This window comes from Luteococcus sanguinis, from assembly GCF_039527675.1.
GTDB classification, from domain to species: domain Bacteria; phylum Actinomycetota; class Actinomycetes; order Propionibacteriales; family Propionibacteriaceae; genus Luteococcus; species Luteococcus sanguinis.
The window spans coordinates 17,997-34,396 of the sequence record NZ_BAAAKI010000009.1; the positions used below are offsets into that span (position 1 = coordinate 17,997).

16 protein-coding genes are annotated in these 16,400 nt (G+C 69.4%); 15 read left to right on the forward strand and 1 reads right to left on the reverse strand.

All coding sequences use genetic code 11. The features are described 5' to 3' along the window. Positions 1-2 precede the first annotated feature (2 nt). Together ABD089_RS07155 and ABD089_RS07160 are read left to right on the forward strand one after the other, a co-directional pair. Positions 3-1,451, forward strand: a complete 1,449-nt coding sequence (locus tag ABD089_RS07155; RefSeq protein ID WP_343885601.1) for a proteasome accessory factor PafA2 family protein — start codon at positions 3-5, stop codon at positions 1,449-1,451. 4 nt (positions 1,452-1,455) lie between these two features. Then, positions 1,456-2,529: an FKBP-type peptidyl-prolyl cis-trans isomerase gene (locus tag ABD089_RS07160; protein WP_343885602.1), complete on the forward strand. Its 1,074-nt coding sequence runs from the start codon at positions 1,456-1,458 to the stop codon at positions 2,527-2,529. A 7-nt stretch (positions 2,530-2,536) separates the two neighbouring features. On the opposite strand, the gene gluQRS is transcribed toward ABD089_RS07160, so the two are convergent. Further along, complete coding sequence (gene gluQRS / locus ABD089_RS07165) at positions 2,537-3,580, reverse strand: tRNA glutamyl-Q(34) synthetase GluQRS (protein WP_343885603.1); 1,044 nt, start codon at positions 3,578-3,580, stop codon at positions 2,537-2,539. A 45-nt stretch (positions 3,581-3,625) separates the two neighbouring features. On the opposite strand from gluQRS, the gene ABD089_RS07170 reads away from it, so the two are divergent. The 13 genes from ABD089_RS07170 (at position 3,626) to ilvC (ending at position 16,364) form a co-directional block, all read left to right on the forward strand. Further along, positions 3,626-4,576 carry a helix-turn-helix transcriptional regulator gene (locus tag ABD089_RS07170; protein WP_343885604.1) on the forward strand — a complete coding sequence of 317 codons (951 nt, stop codon included), beginning with the start codon at positions 3,626-3,628 and terminating at the stop codon, positions 4,574-4,576. Then, positions 4,573-5,532 (forward strand): helix-turn-helix transcriptional regulator, encoded by a 960-nt coding sequence (locus ABD089_RS07175; protein WP_343885605.1) that lies wholly within the window; start codon positions 4,573-4,575, stop codon positions 5,530-5,532. Before ABD089_RS07170 ends, ABD089_RS07175 begins: the two co-directional genes overlap by 4 nt. Then, on the forward strand, positions 5,529-5,774 hold the full coding sequence (locus ABD089_RS07180) for a hypothetical protein (RefSeq protein ID WP_343885606.1): 246 nt from the start codon (positions 5,529-5,531) through the stop codon (positions 5,772-5,774). The genes ABD089_RS07175 and ABD089_RS07180 overlap by 4 nt, the downstream gene beginning before the upstream one ends. Positions 5,775-5,788: 14 nt before the next feature. Beyond that, positions 5,789-6,022: a twin-arginine translocase TatA/TatE family subunit gene (locus tag ABD089_RS07185; protein WP_343885607.1), complete on the forward strand. Its 234-nt coding sequence runs from the start codon at positions 5,789-5,791 to the stop codon at positions 6,020-6,022. A 2-nt stretch (positions 6,023-6,024) separates the two neighbouring features. Beyond that, positions 6,025-6,891, forward strand: a complete 867-nt coding sequence (tatC, locus tag ABD089_RS07190; protein WP_343885608.1) for a twin-arginine translocase subunit TatC — start codon at positions 6,025-6,027, stop codon at positions 6,889-6,891. Between the two features lie 5 nt (positions 6,892-6,896). After that, entirely contained in the window at positions 6,897-7,799 is a 903-nt protein-coding gene (locus ABD089_RS07195) for a diacylglycerol/lipid kinase family protein (RefSeq protein WP_343885609.1), read from the forward strand. A gap of 31 nt (positions 7,800-7,830) precedes the next feature. Beyond that, positions 7,831-10,737 (forward strand): DEAD/DEAH box helicase, encoded by a 2,907-nt coding sequence (locus ABD089_RS07200; protein ID WP_343885610.1) that lies wholly within the window; start codon positions 7,831-7,833, stop codon positions 10,735-10,737. 43 nt (positions 10,738-10,780) lie between these two features. Further along, positions 10,781-11,542 (forward strand): imidazole glycerol phosphate synthase subunit HisF, encoded by a 762-nt coding sequence (gene hisF, locus ABD089_RS07205; protein WP_343885611.1) that lies wholly within the window; start codon positions 10,781-10,783, stop codon positions 11,540-11,542. A 45-nt stretch (positions 11,543-11,587) separates the two neighbouring features. Continuing rightward, on the forward strand, positions 11,588-12,007 hold the full coding sequence (locus ABD089_RS07210) for an HIT family protein (protein WP_343885612.1): 420 nt from the start codon (positions 11,588-11,590) through the stop codon (positions 12,005-12,007). 132 nt (positions 12,008-12,139) lie between these two features. Next, positions 12,140-12,739 (forward strand): hypothetical protein, encoded by a 600-nt coding sequence (locus ABD089_RS07215; protein WP_343885613.1) that lies wholly within the window; start codon positions 12,140-12,142, stop codon positions 12,737-12,739. A gap of 330 nt (positions 12,740-13,069) precedes the next feature. Beyond that, positions 13,070-14,794 carry an acetolactate synthase large subunit gene (locus tag ABD089_RS07220; RefSeq protein ID WP_386769215.1) on the forward strand — a complete coding sequence of 575 codons (1,725 nt, stop codon included), beginning with the start codon at positions 13,070-13,072 and terminating at the stop codon, positions 14,792-14,794. After that, positions 14,791-15,297 (forward strand): acetolactate synthase small subunit, encoded by a 507-nt coding sequence (gene ilvN / locus ABD089_RS07225; protein WP_343885615.1) that lies wholly within the window; start codon positions 14,791-14,793, stop codon positions 15,295-15,297. Before ABD089_RS07220 ends, ilvN begins: the two co-directional genes overlap by 4 nt. Positions 15,298-15,335: 38 nt before the next feature. Then, a complete protein-coding gene (gene ilvC, locus ABD089_RS07230) occupies positions 15,336-16,364 on the forward strand; it encodes a ketol-acid reductoisomerase (RefSeq protein ID WP_343885616.1) in 1,029 nt (342 codons plus the stop codon). Positions 16,365-16,400: the final 36 nt, after the last annotated feature.

Sequence of the window (16,400 nt, forward strand, 5' to 3'; positions counted from 1 at the left end):
CCGTGGGGGGCACCGCACTGTCCGTGCGCGCGCATGGCCTGGAGACCGAGTATGGGCTCCAGGTGCGGGTGCTCACCGCGAGCGGCCGGTGGCGCCGGCTGGGTTCGGACGAGGCTGGTGAGGCGCTGTTCGCGCCGGTGGCCGAGGCCAACCGGGCCACCAATGTCTACCTGCGCAATGGCGGCCGGCTGTACCTGGACGTTGGTTCCCACCCCGAGTACGCCACCGCCGAGTGCGCCACCATCGGCGACCTCGTCGCGCAGGACCGGGCCGGGGACGTCGTGGTCGACCAGCTGGCAGACCGGCTCGTCGAGCATCTCGCCGACCAGGGGGAACAGGCGCGGGTCTCGGTCTTCAAGAACAACGTCGACTCCCACGGCAACTCCTGGGGCTCGCACGAGAACTACCAGGTCGCGCGGGAACCCGGCGACGGGGTGGATGAACTGGCCGACGCGCTGAGCGGCTTCCTGGTGACCCGGCAGCTCACCAGCGGCGCCGGGCACTGGGAGCGCGACCGGCTCGGTGTCGGACGCTTCCTGCTCTCCCAGCGCGCGGCGCACATGTGGGACCCGGTGGGGACGGCGACGACGCGCTCACGTCCATTGGTCAACACCCGCGACGAACCGCACGCCGACCCGGCCCGGCATCGCCGGCTGCACGTCATCTGCGGAGATTCGACGCTGATCGACGCGACCACCGCGCTGCGGGTCGGTTCCACGGAGCTGGTGCTGCGCGCGATCGAGGCTGGCCAGCGGCTGGACGCGATGGTGCCGGCCGACACCGGTCCGGCGATCAGGGCTGTCGCCGGGGACGTGACGGGGCGGGTGCGCTTTGACGGTCGGGCGGGGCAGTTGACCGCGTTGGACGTCCAGCGTGCCTGGTGGCAGCTGACGGCGCCGTTCGCGGACGACGACGAGCTGCGCCGCGTGCACGAGACCTGGGGACGGGTGCTCGATGCGGTCCAGGACGACCGGCTCGACGAGGTGGCACACCTGGTCGACTGGGTGGCCAAACGCCGCGTCCTGTTGGCCGAACAGGGGCGCCGAGGCCTGCGCGCCGACGACCCCCGGCTGGCGCAGATCGACCTGGTCTGGCACGACATCCGTTCCGGTCAGGGGCTGTGCCGACTGGCCGAGGCCCGCGGCCAGGTCGAGCGCTGGGTGGGGGCGGATGTCGTCCGCCGTGCCGTGGACCAGCCCCCCGTGACCCGCGCCGCGCTGCGGTCCCGTTTCGTCACGGCCGCGCAGCAGAACCAGCGCCAGTACACCGTCGACTGGATGCGCTTCACCTGCCACGACCTGGCCGATGGGCACGCGTCCGTCCCGGATCCGCTGTGTGCTCAGGATGTCGTCGTCGACGAGTTGGTCGCGCGGATGGCGAGCGAGCCCCGGACCTCGGCGATGCGCCGGGTGGCCGACCCGAGGGGCCCCGAGATGCCTCCGGTAGTCTGAACTGGTGCTCAACAACCACCTGAACCGCCGCCAGGTCGGTGGGCTCGCGCTCACCGCCGTCGCTGGCGCCACCCTGTCCGCCTGTGGCAGCGACGACGCGTCCACCCAGTCGCAGACCAGCGCCTCGGCCGGGACACCTGCTGCCTCGACAAGCGCGTCGGCCTCTTCGACTGCCTCGGCCAGCGGGTCCGCCTCGGCCAGCGCGTCGGCCACCCCGACCGTGAAGCCCACCGTGATCAGCGACCTGTCCGCGATCACGGTCACCGGCGCCTTCGGCAAGACTCCCAAGGTCACCGCCAAATGGCCGATCGCGGTCTCCAAGACGCTGGTCAAGACCCTGTCGGCCGGCACCGGCGCCACCGTCGCCAGCGATGCCACCGTCGAGGTGAACTACCACGGCGTCAACGGACGCACCGGCAAGGTCTTCGACGAATCCTTCACCGCCGGCCAATCCGCAACCTTCGCCCTCGCAAACGTGGTGACCGGCTTCCAGAAGGCGATCGCGAACCAGAAGGTCGGCTCCCGCGTGCTGGTCATGATGACCGGTGCGGACGGCTACGACGCCTCCGGCGGCAACTCCTCGGCCGGCATCAACGTCGGTGACTGCCTCATCTTCGTCGTCGACATCCTGTCGGCCTCGCTCACCGCGCCGTCCGGGACCGCCGTGGCGCCCAAGGCGGGCCTGCCCACCGTCACCGACGCCAAGGGCGTCCCCACCGTGACGATCCCGAAGACCGCTGCCCCCACCGCGTTGACGGTGCAGCCGATCATCAAGGGCACCGGACGCAAGGTGGTGCTGACCGACACCATCACGATCCACCAGCGCGCCTGGGACTGGGCGACCGGCAAGCTCGTCGTCGATGACTACTCCACCAAGGGTGGGGAGTCCGGTGCGCTGAACCAGACCATCACCGCGTGGCAGAAGGGGCTGGTCGGCCAGACCGTCGGCAGCCGCGTGCTGCTGATCGCGCCGCCGAGCACCGCCTACGGTGCCGAGGGTGACGGTTCGACGATCCCGAAGAACAGCACGCTGGTCTACGTGGTCGACCTGCTCTACGCGCAGGCGACCGCCGCCTGAGCCAGCCTCAGGCGGCGCCGGCCACGACCCACGGTTTCCAGACCAGCGGGTTGGCCAGGTCACCGCGTCCGGCTTCCAGGGCCGACAGCACCCTAGTGGCGCTGTCGGCCCTCGGCATTCCTGCCGAGTCGCAGATCAGGTGCAGCACGTCGGCGGGGGTGCGGCCTCCCCGGGCGAGGTCGGTCAGGGTGACGGCCCCGTCGCGCTTGGCCAGCCGTTGCCCGGCGGGGTTCAGCGCCAGCGAGACGTGGACGTAGCCGGGCACCGTGAAGCCCAACCGGCTCGCCAGCCAGCCCTGACGGGGTGAGGAGTCGAGCAGGTCGTCGGCCCGGACCACCTGGGTGACGCCGGTGAGGCCGTCGTCGACGACGACCGCGAGGTTGTAGGCAGGCGTCCCGTCGGCGCGGAACAGGACGAAGTCGTCCACCAGACCCGTCACCTCACCGGCATGGGCGTCGTGGATGCTGAAGACCGAACCCTCTGCCCGCACCCGGATGGCTGGCTGGCGGGCCCGCCGACGCTGGTCCCGCTCGGCGGACGACAGGTGGGCGCAGGTGCCGGGGTAGGGGCGGTACTGGGGCGCTCCCGGCCCGCCGTTGGGGGCCTGGGAGGCCTCGGCGATCTCGCGGCGGGTGCAGAAGCACTCATAGGTCTCCAGCCCGGCCGCGGCCTGGCGATAGAGCTCCAGGCGCTCGCTCTGGCGCAGCACCTCGCCGTCCCAGTCGATGCCGAGGGTGCGCAGGTCGTCCAGTTGTCGGGCGGCCACCTGCGGTGCCGCAGCGACGCGCTGCTGGTCCAGGTCTTCGACGCGCAGCAGGAAGGGACGATTCTCCGTCCGCGCCCACAGCCAGGCCAACAGGGCGGTCCGCAAGTTTCCGAGGTGCAGGTCGGAGGTCGGGGAGGGCGCGAAGCGGCCCGCACCATCAGCCCGGGAGGGCGCGAAGCGGCCCGCACCTGTGGGATGGGAGGGCGCGAAGCGGCCCGCACCATCGGCCCGGGAGGGCGCGAACGGGCCGACGTCGACATGCGCACAGGCTTTCGAATCGCCCACCGTGTCGCTCCTTCTGCCGCGGCCCTGACTGGTAGCGTCGACGCCATGGCCCCGCGCAAGAGCGAACGTATCGTGAACCTCACGATCTGCCTGCTGTCGGCCCGACGCTTCCTGCCCAAGGAGCAGATCCGACAGGTCGTCGAGGGCTATGCCGGGCTCAGCGATGCGGCCTTCGAGCGCACCTTCGAGCGGGACAAGGACGAGCTGCGCGCGATGGGCGTCCCGGTGGAGACGGGCCAGAACGACCGCTACTTCGCCGACGAGGTCGGCTACCGGATCAAGCGCAGCGACTTCGAGTTCCCGCCGGTCGAGTTCACGCCGCAGGAGGCGACGGTGCTCGGCGCCGCGGCGCGGGTGTGGCAACAGGCGAGCGTGGCCGAGCAGACCGTGAGCGCCCTGGCGAAGCTCCGCGCAGCCGGCATCGAACCCGACACCGACCGGTTGGCCGCGCTCGAGCCGAGCGTCTCGGCCCGGGAACCGGCCTTCGAGGCGATCTGGTCGGCGGCGCTGGCACGGCGGCGGGTCGAGTTCAGCTACCGCGGTGGTGCCGACACGCGCGTCCTGGAGCCCTGGAGTGTCACCTGGCGCAAGGGCGCCTGGTATGTGCTGGGCCGCGACTTGTCTCGCGGCGAGCCGCGGTTGTTCAAGATGTCCCGGATCACCTCCGAGCCGGTCGTCGTCGGCGAGCCCGGCTGCTACCAGGTGCCCGAGGTCGACCTGGCCGAGATGACCCGCCGACTGGAGCCGAGCGCCCCCGATTCCGAGGCGCTGCTGGCCATTCGCGGCGATCATGCCCCGGCGCTGCGACGCCGAGGGCGCCCCGCCGAACTGCCCGCCACCGTCCGGCTGGAGGGCTTCACCGGTCACCGCGTCGACTACGCCCGCGTCGACGGCCTCGCGGCCGAGGTGTGCGCCGCCGGCGCGGACGTGCTGGTGGTCGAGCCCGTCGAGGTGCGCGAGCGCGTGCTGGCCCAGCTGCGGGAGGTGGCGCGATGAGCACCTCGTCCGACCAGGTCTCGCGGTTGCTGGCCCTGGTGCCCTACCTGCAGTCCCACCCCGGCGTCGCCGTCGCGCAGGCCGCCCAGGCCTTCGGCGTCACCCGTGCCCAGCTGATGAAGGACCTGCAGGTGCTGTGGATGTGTGGGTTGCCCGGTGGCCTGCCTGGCGACCTGATCGAGATCGACATGGACGCTGCCGAGGAGCACGGCACGATTCACCTCACCAATGCCGACTACCTTGCGCGTCCGATGCGGTTCACGCTGGACGAAGTGATGAGCCTGGTGGTGGCACTGCGAACCGTTGCGGAGGTCGCCACAGGTGACACGGCGGCCGCGGTGGCCAGCGCGCTGGCGAAACTGGAGGCGCTCACCTCCTCGTCCGAGACGAACCGGGTGGCGCTGCATCTGGACACCGGCACCGAGCTGGTGCGCCGGGTGCTGGTGCACTGCATCGACAACTCGCGGCGCGCCAGCCTCGTCTACGACGGGCTGACGCGGGGGGAGACTACCCGGCCCGAGGTCGACCCGGCCCGGATCGACCTGGTCGATGGGGTGGCCTACCTGCAGGCCTGGAGCCACGAGCGCGGGGCCTGGCGCACCTACCGGCTCGACCGGATCGTGGAGGCGCGCATCGTCGATCGTCCGGCCGTTGACCATGGCCCAGCCCCGGCGGCCCGGGTCGGCTGGTTCGACGCCTCCGAGCAGCAGGTGACCCTCGCTCTGGCACCCGAGGCGGCCTGGATCACCGAGTACTACCCGACCCGGGGCGAGGTGCAGGTCGTCGACGGACGGACGATTGCCACCTTCCCCGTGACGGACCCGAACTGGCTGCGGCACCTGTTGTTGCGCCTGGGTGGGGGAGCGACGGTGCTGGAGCCCGCCGACGCGGGTGTCGATGCCGCCCGAACCGCCGCCGACGCGCTGGCGCTGAACGAGGCGGTCTTCGGATTGTGAACTGGTTCTTCTGGCTCAGCCTGTTCACCGCCATCGCAGTGGCCGGTCTGGCCCTGCACGCCTGGTTGTGGTGGCGGTTGTGGGGCAAGGCTCGTGCGCTCGCGCACGAGGCCGCCGCAGTGACCGCACAGGCCGGTGACATGGCCGCCCAGTTGGGGGAGCTAGGCTTGAGTGCGGACGGGGCCCCCGGGCGCCGCCCACGAGACGAGAACGACACGTGGCGCGCTCGCGAGCGTGCCTGAAGAGGGAGACGACCATGCCTAACCTGGGCCCCACCGAACTGCTGATCATCCTTGCCCTCGCGCTGTTGCTGTTCGGTGGCAGCCGACTCGCCGGCGTCGGCAAGGCCTCCGGCCGCGCCATCCGCGAGTTCAAGGAAGAGACATCCACCCTGCGTGACGAGAAGAAGCCGGCCGAGGTCGAGACCAAGAAGGTCACCGAGACCGTCGACGGCACGATCGTCGAGACCGAGAAGAAGCTCGAAGCCTGATCATGGCCGACGCTTCTGGAGCCACCGCCGTCCGGCGTCGGCGCCTCGACCTTTCCTGGTTGCGGCCGCCGAAGCCGGATGACGAGGGTTCCATGGCCTTGGTCGACCACCTGCGCGAGCTGCGCTACCGGGTGATCGTCTCGGTCATCGCGATCCTGGTCGCGTTCGGCATCTGCTGGAACTGGAACCAGTTCCTGTACCGCCAGGTCTTCCGGCCCTACAACCAGGCCATTGCCTGGTACGTGCAGGCGCACCCCGATGGCAGCGTCGACCTGGTCACCGACGGCATCGCCGGGGCCTTGATGCTCGTGCTGAAGACCTGCCTGTACGCAGGCATCATCGCCAGCTGCCCCGTCTGGCTGTACCAGCTGTGGGCCTTCATCGCCCCGGGCCTGCTGGCGAAGGAGAAGAAGTACGCGCTCGCCTTCATGGGCAGCGCGATCCCGCTCTTCCTCAGTGGCGTGGCCCTGGCCTACTGGATCGCCCCGAAGGGCTTCGCGGTGCTCCTGGGCTTCACGCCCGATGACGTCACCAATCTGCAGGACGTCAGCAAGTTCCTGCAGTTCCTCACCATCATGCTGCTGGTCTTCGGCCTCAGCTTCCTGTTGCCGGTTGTGCTGGTGGCGCTGAACCTGATGGGCGTCGTGCGGGCCCGGACGTTGTCCCGCTTCCGCATTCCCGCGATCTTCATCTGCTTCGTCTTCGGCGCCGTGGCCACGCCCTCGGTCGACCCCTTCTCGATGCTGGCGATGGCGATCCCGATGGCGCTGATGTACATCATCAGCGAGGTCATCTGCCACGCCAATGATCGCCGCCGCGGCATCACCGCCGACGGCGACATCGACGCCGAGCTCGTCTCCGTCGACTGATCCGCGTGGACGTACCCGACCGACGCATCGCGCTTGTCGTCAACCCGAGCTCGGGTGGCGGCCGCGCGGCCCGGTTGTTGCCGCGCGTCGAGAGCGTGCTGCACGACCGGTTGCGGGGCAGCCAGCTAGACGTCCACCGCTCCGAGGGCTATGACCACGCCCGGCGCCTGTGCGCGTCCGCCGTCGCCGAAGGGGCCACCGACCTGCTCGTGATGGGCGGGGACGGGATGGCGCACCTGGGTATCAATGCCTGCGCCGGCACCAGCACCCGGCTCGGCGTGCTCCCGGCCGGCACTGGGAACGACTTCGTCCGTGGGGCCAAGATGCCGCGCACGGTCACCCTGGCCACCGACGCCGTCGTCGCCGGTTCCACCCGCACGATCGACGTCTCCCGGGTGAGCGGCGCCGACTTGTCCAGCCAGTGGGTCGGCTCGGTCGTCTCCACCGGCTATGACGCCCGCGTCAACCAGCACACCAACACCGCCCGGCTGCGGCTGGGCGCCCTGGACTACGCCCGGGTGGCGATCACCGAGCTGGCGCGTTTCTCGCCGCTGCCCTACCGAATCGAGGTGGACGGCCAGCCCCGAGAGCTGGAGGCGATGATCGTCGCCGTCGCCAACGCCGGCTGGTTCGGGGGTGGGATGAACATCTGCCCGGCCGCGGACGTGCACGACGGGGAGTTGGACGTGTGCATCGTCCACCCGCTCAGCCGCAGGATGCTGGCGGCACTGCTGCCCACCGTCTTCGCCGGGCAGCACGTCCGCCACCCCAAGGTCGAGGTGCTGCGCGCCAAGGTCGTCCGGGTCGACGGGGAAGGACTGTTGGGGATGGCCGACGGGGAGACGCTCGGGGACGCCCCGATCACCGTGGAGTGCGCTCCCGGCGTGCTGCAGGTGCTTTCGGTCTGAGCCGCGCGACCACCGGCTACTGTCGGTGGTGATGAGCACCGATGAGACCAGCCCCGCCGCGGGCAGCGACAGTGACGGCAGGGACAGTGACGGCAGGGACGTGAACGGCCCGCTGCTGACCGAGTTCGCGGCCGGCTATCCCTTCCCCCTGGACGACTACCAGCTCGACGCCTGTCGCCGGGTCGAGAAGGGCGCCGGCGTGCTGGTCGCCGCCCCCACCGGTGCCGGCAAGACCGTCGTGGGCGAGTTCGCGGTCTTCTGCGCGATCGCCAACAACCAGAAGTGCTTCTACACCACTCCGATCAAGGCGCTCAGCAACCAGAAGTTCCACGACCTGGCCGAGCGCCACGGCGCCGAGCGCGTCGGCCTGCTCACGGGCGACACGTCGATCAACTCCGAGGGCCAGGTGGTCGTGATGACCACCGAGGTCTTGCGCAACATGATCTATGCCAACTCCCCGACGCTGAACAACCTTGGCTACGTCGTGATGGACGAGGTGCACTACCTCGCCGACCGCTTCCGTGGCGCCGTCTGGGAGGAGGTCATTCTCGGGCTGGCGCCGATGGTGCAGCTGGTGAGCCTGTCGGCCACCGTTTCCAATGCCGAGGAGTTCGGCGACTGGCTGGACGAGGTGCGCGGCAATGTCGAGGTGGTCGTCTCCGAACGTCGCCCCACACCCTTGTTCCAGCACGTCATGGTCGGCAAGCAACTGCTGGACCTGTTCGAGGGGGAGGCGCCCACCGCCTCCGCGTTGGCCCCGGAGCGGGCCGCCAAGGTGAACCCGGAACTGCTGCGGGTCGCCTCCACCGAGACGCGCTCCCAGCGCGACGACTCCCGCCGCCCACGCGGCCGCAATGGCCGTGGCAAGAAGGTCGTCGCCTACGGCTCGGGACAGTTCGGCGGGGCCGCTGCTCGTGCCGGCAACGACAGGGGCCGCGACGACAGGGGCCGGGACGACAGGGGCCGGGACGACAGGGGCCGGGACGACAGGTCTCGCTCGCTGGTGCCCAGCCGCGCCGTGATGACCACCCAGCTGCAACGGGCCAACCTGCTGCCGGCCATCTGCTTCGTGTTCAGCCGCCAGGGTTGTGACGGCGCGGTGCGCCAGTTGCTCGGCAGCGGTGTGAGACTGACCACCGACCGCGAGGCCACCCAGTTGCTCGGCATCGCGCAGAAGCATGTCGGCGCCATGCCCCCGGCCGACCTGCGCGCGCTCGACCACGACGTCTTCATTGCGGCCCTCGAACGCGGCATCGCCGCGCACCATGCCGGACTGCTGCCCGCTTTCAAGGCCGTGGTCGAGGAGGGTTTTGCCGCCGGGCTGATCAAGGTCGTCTTCGCCACCGAAACCCTCGCCCTGGGCATCAACATGCCCGCCCGCACGGTCGTCATCGAGCGCCTGGTCAAGTACAACGGCGAAACCCACGCCGACATCACACCGGGGGAGTACACCCAGCTCACCGGACGCGCGGGTCGCCGCGGCATCGACGTCGAGGGCCATGCCGTAGTCCTGTGGCAGCCAGGGATGGACCCCCGGGCCGTCGCTGGCCTCGCCTCCCGCCGCACCTACCCGCTCCGCTCGTCCTTCTCGCCCACCTACAACATGACCGTCAACCTGGTTGGACGGGTGGGGCGCGAGCAAGCCCGCCGCCTGCTGGAGATGAGCTTCGCCCAGTTCCAGACCGACCGCAGCGTCGTCGGGCAGGCCCGCCAGCGGGACCGGCACCAGACCGAGATCGCCGACTACCTCAAGGCTGCCGAATGCCACCTGGGTGACTTCGCCGAGTACGCGCGACTGCGGGAACAGGTCAAGCAGTTGGAGGCCGAGTCGGCCCGGCTGCGCAAGGCCGACCGCCGTGCCGAGGCCTTCCAGTCGATGCTCGACCTGGAGCCCGGTGACATCATCCACGTCCCGGGCGGCAAGCACTCGGGCTGGGCGGCGGTGATCGACCCCGGCGTGCGGGGACGCAATGCCGAACCGCACCCCTTGGTGGTCACCGAGAACCGGGACTTCGTCCGGCTGACGCTGAACGACTTCCCCACCCCGGTGTCACCGGTGGGGCGGATGCGCGTCCAGAAGCGCCTCGACCCGCGCACCCCAGCCGACCGGCGCGCGCTGGCGTCCAGCTTCCTGGCCAAACTCGAGTCCTTGGCTCCCCAGCCCGATGACGTGCACGGCCCGAGGGCAGACGAGCAGCTCGCCGGGCGCATCGAGCACCTGCGCCACCAGCTGCGCACCCACCCCTGCCATCACTGCCCCGACCGGGAGACCCATGCCCGCTTCGCCGAGCGGGCAATGCGTCTCGAGCGTGAGGTCGACCAGGCCAGCCGCAAGGCCGAGGCCCGCTCCAACACCATCGCGAAGCGCTTCGACAAGCTCTGCCAGGTGCTGGAGTCGCTGGGCTACCTCGGCGAGGACGACCACGAGGTGACCACCCAGGGGCGGATGCTGGCGCGCATCTACTCCGAGCTCGACCTGGTCACCACCGAGTGCATCCGCGACGGCGTATTCGACGGGCTGGACGCACCGCAGCTGGCGGCCGTGCTCAGCTCATTGGTCTACGAGACCCGACGCGTCGACCAGGGCCGGATGGCCCGGATGCCCGACGGGCGTAGCGAGCACGCCCAGCAGCGGCTCCGCAACACCTGGCGCCAGGTCAGCCTGGTCGAACGCGATTTCCGGCTCGATCGCGCTCCCGAGCCCGACATCGGCTTCGCCGAGGCCGCCCACGCCTGGGCTGCGGGACGGCCGCTGGCGACGGTGCTGGGCCAGTCCGGCCTGCCCGCGGGTGACTTCGTCCGTTGGGTGCGGCAGGTGATCGACATGGCCGGACAGGTGGGCACGGCGGCTGGTCCCGGTGACCTGCGCCGTACCTGCCGCGAGGTCGTGGACGCGATGCGCCGCGGCGTGGTCGCCTTCGATCCCGACGAGGACTGACACCGGGGGAGGCGTTGCGCCCGGCAAGCCTAGGCTTGGCCCCATGTCGGTAGCCCTGCGCGTGATCCCCTGCCTCGACGTCCACGACGGACGCGTGGTCAAAGGCGTCAACTTCACCAACCTGCGCGACGCCGGCGACCCCGTCGAGTTGGCCCGCGCCTACGGCGAGCGGGGAGCCGACGAACTCGTCTTCCTCGACATCTCCGCCAGTTCGCAGGGGCGCGCCACCACCCGCGCCGTGGTCACCCGCTGCGCCGAGACCGTCTTCATCCCGCTGTGCGTCGGTGGGGGAGTGGGCAGCGTCGACGACGTCGATGCCCTGCTGCGTTGCGGCGCCGACAAGGTCGGCATCAACACCGGCGCCATCCGCAGGCCCCAGGCCATCGACGAGATCTCGGCCCGCTTCGGCAACCAGGTGATCGTGCTCTCGCTGGACGCCCGCCGCGAAGTCGGGCAGCCGTCCGGTTTCGGTGTCACCACCCACGGCGGCCGCACCGCCGCCGGCCTGGACGCGATCGAATGGGTCCGCGAGGCCGTCGACCGGGGGGCCGGCGAGATCCTGCTCAACTCGATGGACGCCGACGGGACGACCGACGGCTTCGACCTGGAGATGATCGAGGCCGTCCGCGCGGTCGTCGACGTCCCCGTCATCGCCTCCGGCGGCGCAGGCACCGTCGAGCACTTCGTCCAGGCTGCCCGTGCTGGCGCGGACGCGGTGCTCGCGGCCAGCGTGTTCCACTACGGCACCCTGTCAATCTCCCAGGTGAAGGACGGCCTGCGGGCCTCAGGCTTCCAGGTCCGCTGACCGGTCACCGGCCAGCCCAGACGCTACGTGCGTAGCATCGCCCCCATGGCCACCACAGACCCCGATTGCATCTTCTGCAAGATCGCCTCCGGCGAGATCGGCGCCCGCGTCGTCCACCGTGACGAGCACGCCATCGCCTTCCTCGACATGGCGCCCTGGCACGAGGGCCACACCGTCGTCGTCCCTCGGCGCCACGTCAAAGACGTCCTCGACGAGCCCACCGCACTGGCCGAGATCGCGCCAGCCGTCAGCGCCACCGCGAAGCTGCTCGTCGACCGCCTCGGAGCCGACGGCATCAACGTCCTCAGCAATGCCGGCGAGGTCGCGGGGCAGACGGTCTTCCACCTGCACGTGCACCTGGTGCCGCGCTATGCGGCCGAGCCCGGGATCGGCGCGTTGGTGCAACAGCGCGACCCCGGCGACCTGGACGCAGTGCTGGCCAGACTTACCAACGGTCAATTGTAACGAGAAGATCAAATCGTCAACTAGACGGTACCCCCCTGGGGGATGTCTGGTGCACCTGGGCAATAGCGTCGATCACATCCCGATGGGGGCAATCGTTGCCCCCCGAAAGAACCCGAGAAAGTGATCCCCACCATGGCACGTACTGTCCAGCGGATCCTCGCCAAGGTCTTCTCCGTCGTCCTCCTCCTGGTGGGCCTCGGGGCGCTCTTCGGCGGCAACTTCGCCCACAACTACGTCAGCGACCAGCTCAAGCAGGAAAAGATCACCATGCCTGCCGACGCCCAGCTCACCACCCAGGAGATGAAGGACGCCCTGGGCAAGTACGCGGGCAAGGAGATGACCACCGGCCCACAGGCTGAGGCCTTCGCCAATGACTACCTGTGGGAGCACATGATGAGCGCTTCCGGCGGCAAGACCTATGAAGAGGTCTCGGGTGCCTACACCAAGCTGACCGACGAGCAGAAGGCCTCCGCCGAGGGCCAGAAGCTGGGTGGCCTCCGTCAGACCATGTTCATGGGTGACGCGCTTCGTTCCATGCTGCTGACGGCCTACGCCTTCTGGCTGGTCGGCACCATCGCGATGTGGGCCGGCATCGCCTGCATCCTGCTCGGCCTGCTCCTTGGCCTGCTCGGCTGGTTCCTGTGGAAGAACAACCACGGCGTGGACGACGATCTCAGCACGGCCCGTCCCGCCCACGACACCACCACCAGAAGCGGTTCCACCGTCGCCTGATCGGGTCAGCACGGATGACATGAACGACGAACGAGCTGCCCGCCCCACTGGGGACGGGCGGCTCGTCCGGTCGGCAGGGTTCCACATGCTGGGAAGATTCGTCCCTTACTTGACCAGAGCGCTTGGATGGTTGCATCGTGAAGACATGCAGCAGACCACCCTCGTAGTTGCCCAGCGCTGAGCCCGAACCTCCTCGAGCCAGCGCCTCCCTCGCGTGCCCCACGGCACCGGGGGTTTTTTGTTGGCCGGGGACGGTCGGCGAGCGGAGGCCTGCAGCACCTACACACAAACTGATGAAGGGAAACCACGGTGGCCGAGACACCCAAGACCATGACAGGCGCCCAGGCGCTGGTCGCCTCGCTGGAGCGGCTCGGGGTCGAGGTCGTCTTCGGCCTCCCGGGCGGAGCGATCCTGCCGGCCTATGACCCGCTGTACGACTCGAAGATCCGCCACATCCTGGTGCGCCACGAGCAGGGCGCCGGGCACGCGGCCGAGGGCTATGCCACGGCCACCGGACGCGTCGGTGTCTGCATCGCCACCTCCGGCCCGGGCGCCACGAACCTCGTCACCCCGATCGCGGACGCCTACATGGACTCCGTGCCGATGGTCGCGATCACCGGCCAGGTGAACTCCACCTCGATCGGCACCGACGCCTTCCAGGAGGCCGACATTCGCGGCATCACCATGCCGATCACCAAGCACAACTTCCTGGTCACCCGCACCGAGGACATCCCGAAGGCGGTCAAGGAGGCCTTCCATCTGGCCGAGACCGGTCGTCCCGGCCCCGTCCTGGTCGACATCGCCAAGGACGCGCTGGTGAAGTCGGCGCCCTTCGTGTGGCCCAGCGGGATCGACCTTCCGGGCTACAAGCCAACCATCAAGCCCCACGCCCGCCAGATCAAGCAGGCCGCGAAGATGATCGCCGCAGCCAAGCGTCCCGTCCTCTACATCGGTGGTGGGGTGGTCAAGGCCCGCGCCGCCAAGGAGCTCGCGGAGCTGGTCGAGGCGACCGGCATCCCGGTCGTGACCACGCTGATGGCCCGCGGGGCCTTTCCCGACAGCCACGAGCTGAACATGGGCATGCCGGGCATGCACGGCACGGTCGCGGCCGTCGGCGCGCTGCAGCAGGCCGACCTGCTGATCGCCGTCGGCACCCGCTTCGACGACCGCGTGACCGGCAAGCTGGACTCCTTCGCGCCGCTGGCCAAGGTGATCCACTGCGACGTCGACCCGGCCGAGATCTCGAAGAACCGGGTGGCCGACCTGCCCGTTGTGGGCGACGCCAAGGCCTTCCTGAGGGGCCTGGTGGGCGAGATGAGCGGCTCGGATGCCGAGAAGGTGGACTGCAAGGCCTGGGCCAAGCGCCTGACCGGGATGAAGGCCAAGTACCCGCTGGGTTGGGAGGAGTCGAACGACGGAAAGCTCAGCCCCCAGTATGTGATCAAGCGGATCGGCGAGCTGTCCGGCCCGGACGCGGTCTTCGCCGCGGGCGTGGGCCAGCACCAGATGTGGTCGGCACACTTCCTGCCGCACGAGAAGCCGGGCAAGTGGCTCAACTCCGGCGGCGCCGGGACGATGGGTTACTGCGTCCCCGCGGCCATGGGCGCCAAGGCGGCGCTCCCGGACGCGGTGGTCTGGGGAATCGACGGCGACGGCTGCTTCCAGATGACCAACCAGGAGCTGGTCACCTGCGCGCTGAACAACATCCCGGTCAAGATCGCCGTGATCAACAACAACGTGCTCGGCATGGTGCGCCAGTGGCAGACCCTGCTCTACAACGAGCGCTACTCGAACACCGACCTGCACTCCGAGCGCGTCCCCGACTTCCCGAAGCTGGCCGAGGCGATGGGCTGCGTCGGCCTGCGGGCGGAGACGGTCGAGGAGGTGGACGAGATGATCAACAAGGCCCTCGAGATCAACGACCGTCCGGTGGTGGTCGAGTTCGTCGTCCACAAGGACGCGATGGTGTGGCCGATGGTCCACGCCGGCACCAGCAATGACGACATCCAGGTCGCCCGTGACATGGCGCCCGAGTGGGAAGAGGAAGTCCTGTGAGCAGCACCCATACCCTCAGCGTCCTGGTCGAGGACAAGCCCGGCGTCCTGGCCCGGTGCGCGGCCCTGTTCAGCCGTCGCGGCTTCAACATCGAGTCGCTCGCCGTGGGCCCGACCGAGAACGAGCACCTCTCGCGGATGACCCTGGTCGCCCAGGTGGACGACGACACCGTGCTGGAGCAGCTGGTGAAGCAGCTCAACAAGCTGGTCGAGGTGATCAAGATCGTCGAGCTCGACAATGCGGTGCAGCGTGAGCTGATCCTGGTGAAGGTGCGCTCCAATGCGGAGAACCGGTCCCAGATCGTCGACACCGTCAACCTCTTCCGTGGGAAGGCGGTCGACGTGTCGCCCGATTCCATTACCGTTGAGGCGACCGGTGGTGCGGAGAAGCTGACCGCGCTGGTGACCATGCTGGAGCCCTTCGGCGTGGTCGAGCTGGTGCAGTCGGGGCAGGTTGCCCTGGCTCGCGGCGCCCGCACCATCACCGACAAGACCCGTCCCTGACCACCCGAGATTTCCAGAAAACAAGGAGAAACAACCCCATGGCCAAGATGTTCTACGAAGACGACGCCGACCTGTCCGTGATCCAGGGACGCAGCGTCGCCGTCATCGGCTACGGCTCCCAGGGCCATGCCCACGCGCTGAACCTGCGCGACTCCGGCGTCGACGTCCGCGTCGGCTTGCGTGAGGGCAGCAAGAGCTGGGCGAAGGCCGAGGCCGAGGGCCTGCGCGTCCTCACGGTCGCCGAGGCGGTCGAGGAGGCCGACCTGATCATGATCCTGGCCCCCGACCAGCACCAGCGGAAGCTGTACGCAGAGGAGATCGAGCCCTCGCTCGTTCCCGGTGACGCGCTCTTCTTCGCGCACGGCTTCAACATCCGCTTCGGCTACATCACCCCGCCCGAGGGCGTGGACGTGTGCATGGTCGCCCCCAAGGGCCCCGGCCACCTGGTGCGTCGCGAGTACGCCGACGGTCGTGGTGTCCCGGTGATCGTCGCCGTCGAGAAGGACGCGACCGGCAACGCCTGGCCGCTGGCCCTGAGCTACGCCAAGGCGATCGGTGGCCTGCGCGCGGGTGGCATCGAGACCACCTTCACCGAGGAGACCGAGACCGACCTGTTCGGCGAGCAGGCCGTGCTGTGTGGCGGCGCCTCGCAGCTGGTGATGTACGGCTTCGAGACGCTGGTCGAGGCTGGTTATCAGCCGGAGGTCGCCTACTTCGAGTGCCTGCACGAGCTGAAGCTGATCGTCGACCTGATGATCGAGGGCGGCATCGCCAAGCAGCGCTGGAGCATCTCCGACACGGCCGAGTTCGGTGACTACGTCTCGGGCCCGCGCGTCATCGACCCGCACGTGAAGGAGAACATGAAGGCCGTCCTGGCCGACATCCAGAGCGGTGCCTTCGCGAAGCGCTTCATCGACGACCAGGACGCTGGCGCTCCCGAGTTCAAGAAGCTGCGCGAGCAGGGCGAGAAGCACCAGATCGAGTCCACCGGACGCGAGCTGCGCAAGCTGATGAGCTGGGTCAAGCCGAACGACAGCGACTACGTCGAGGGCACCGCCGAGCGCTGATCGGCCGAAGCGAACGCGTACGAAACGAGCCCGCCC

Excerpts from the sequence above, each read along its gene's own strand:
- ABD089_RS07175 (WP_343885605.1), top strand. The coding sequence starts at position 4,573 with ATGAGCACCTCGTCCGACCAGGTCTCGCGGTTGCTGGCCCTGGTGCCC.
- ABD089_RS07185 (WP_343885607.1), top strand. The coding sequence starts at position 5,789 with ATGCCTAACCTGGGCCCCACCGAACTGCTGATCATCCTTGCCCTCGCG.
- hisF (WP_343885611.1), top strand. The coding sequence starts at position 10,781 with ATGTCGGTAGCCCTGCGCGTGATCCCCTGCCTCGACGTCCACGACGGA.
- tatC (WP_343885608.1), top strand. The coding sequence starts at position 6,025 with ATGGCCGACGCTTCTGGAGCCACCGCCGTCCGGCGTCGGCGCCTCGAC.
- ABD089_RS07210 (WP_343885612.1), top strand. The coding sequence starts at position 11,588 with ATGGCCACCACAGACCCCGATTGCATCTTCTGCAAGATCGCCTCCGGC.
- ABD089_RS07215 (WP_343885613.1), top strand. The coding sequence starts at position 12,140 with ATGGCACGTACTGTCCAGCGGATCCTCGCCAAGGTCTTCTCCGTCGTC.
- ABD089_RS07220 (WP_386769215.1), top strand. The coding sequence starts at position 13,070 with ATGACAGGCGCCCAGGCGCTGGTCGCCTCGCTGGAGCGGCTCGGGGTC.
- ABD089_RS07170 (WP_343885604.1), top strand. The coding sequence starts at position 3,626 with ATGGCCCCGCGCAAGAGCGAACGTATCGTGAACCTCACGATCTGCCTG.
- ilvC (WP_343885616.1), top strand. The coding sequence starts at position 15,336 with ATGGCCAAGATGTTCTACGAAGACGACGCCGACCTGTCCGTGATCCAG.
- ABD089_RS07200 (WP_343885610.1), top strand. The coding sequence starts at position 7,831 with ATGAGCACCGATGAGACCAGCCCCGCCGCGGGCAGCGACAGTGACGGC.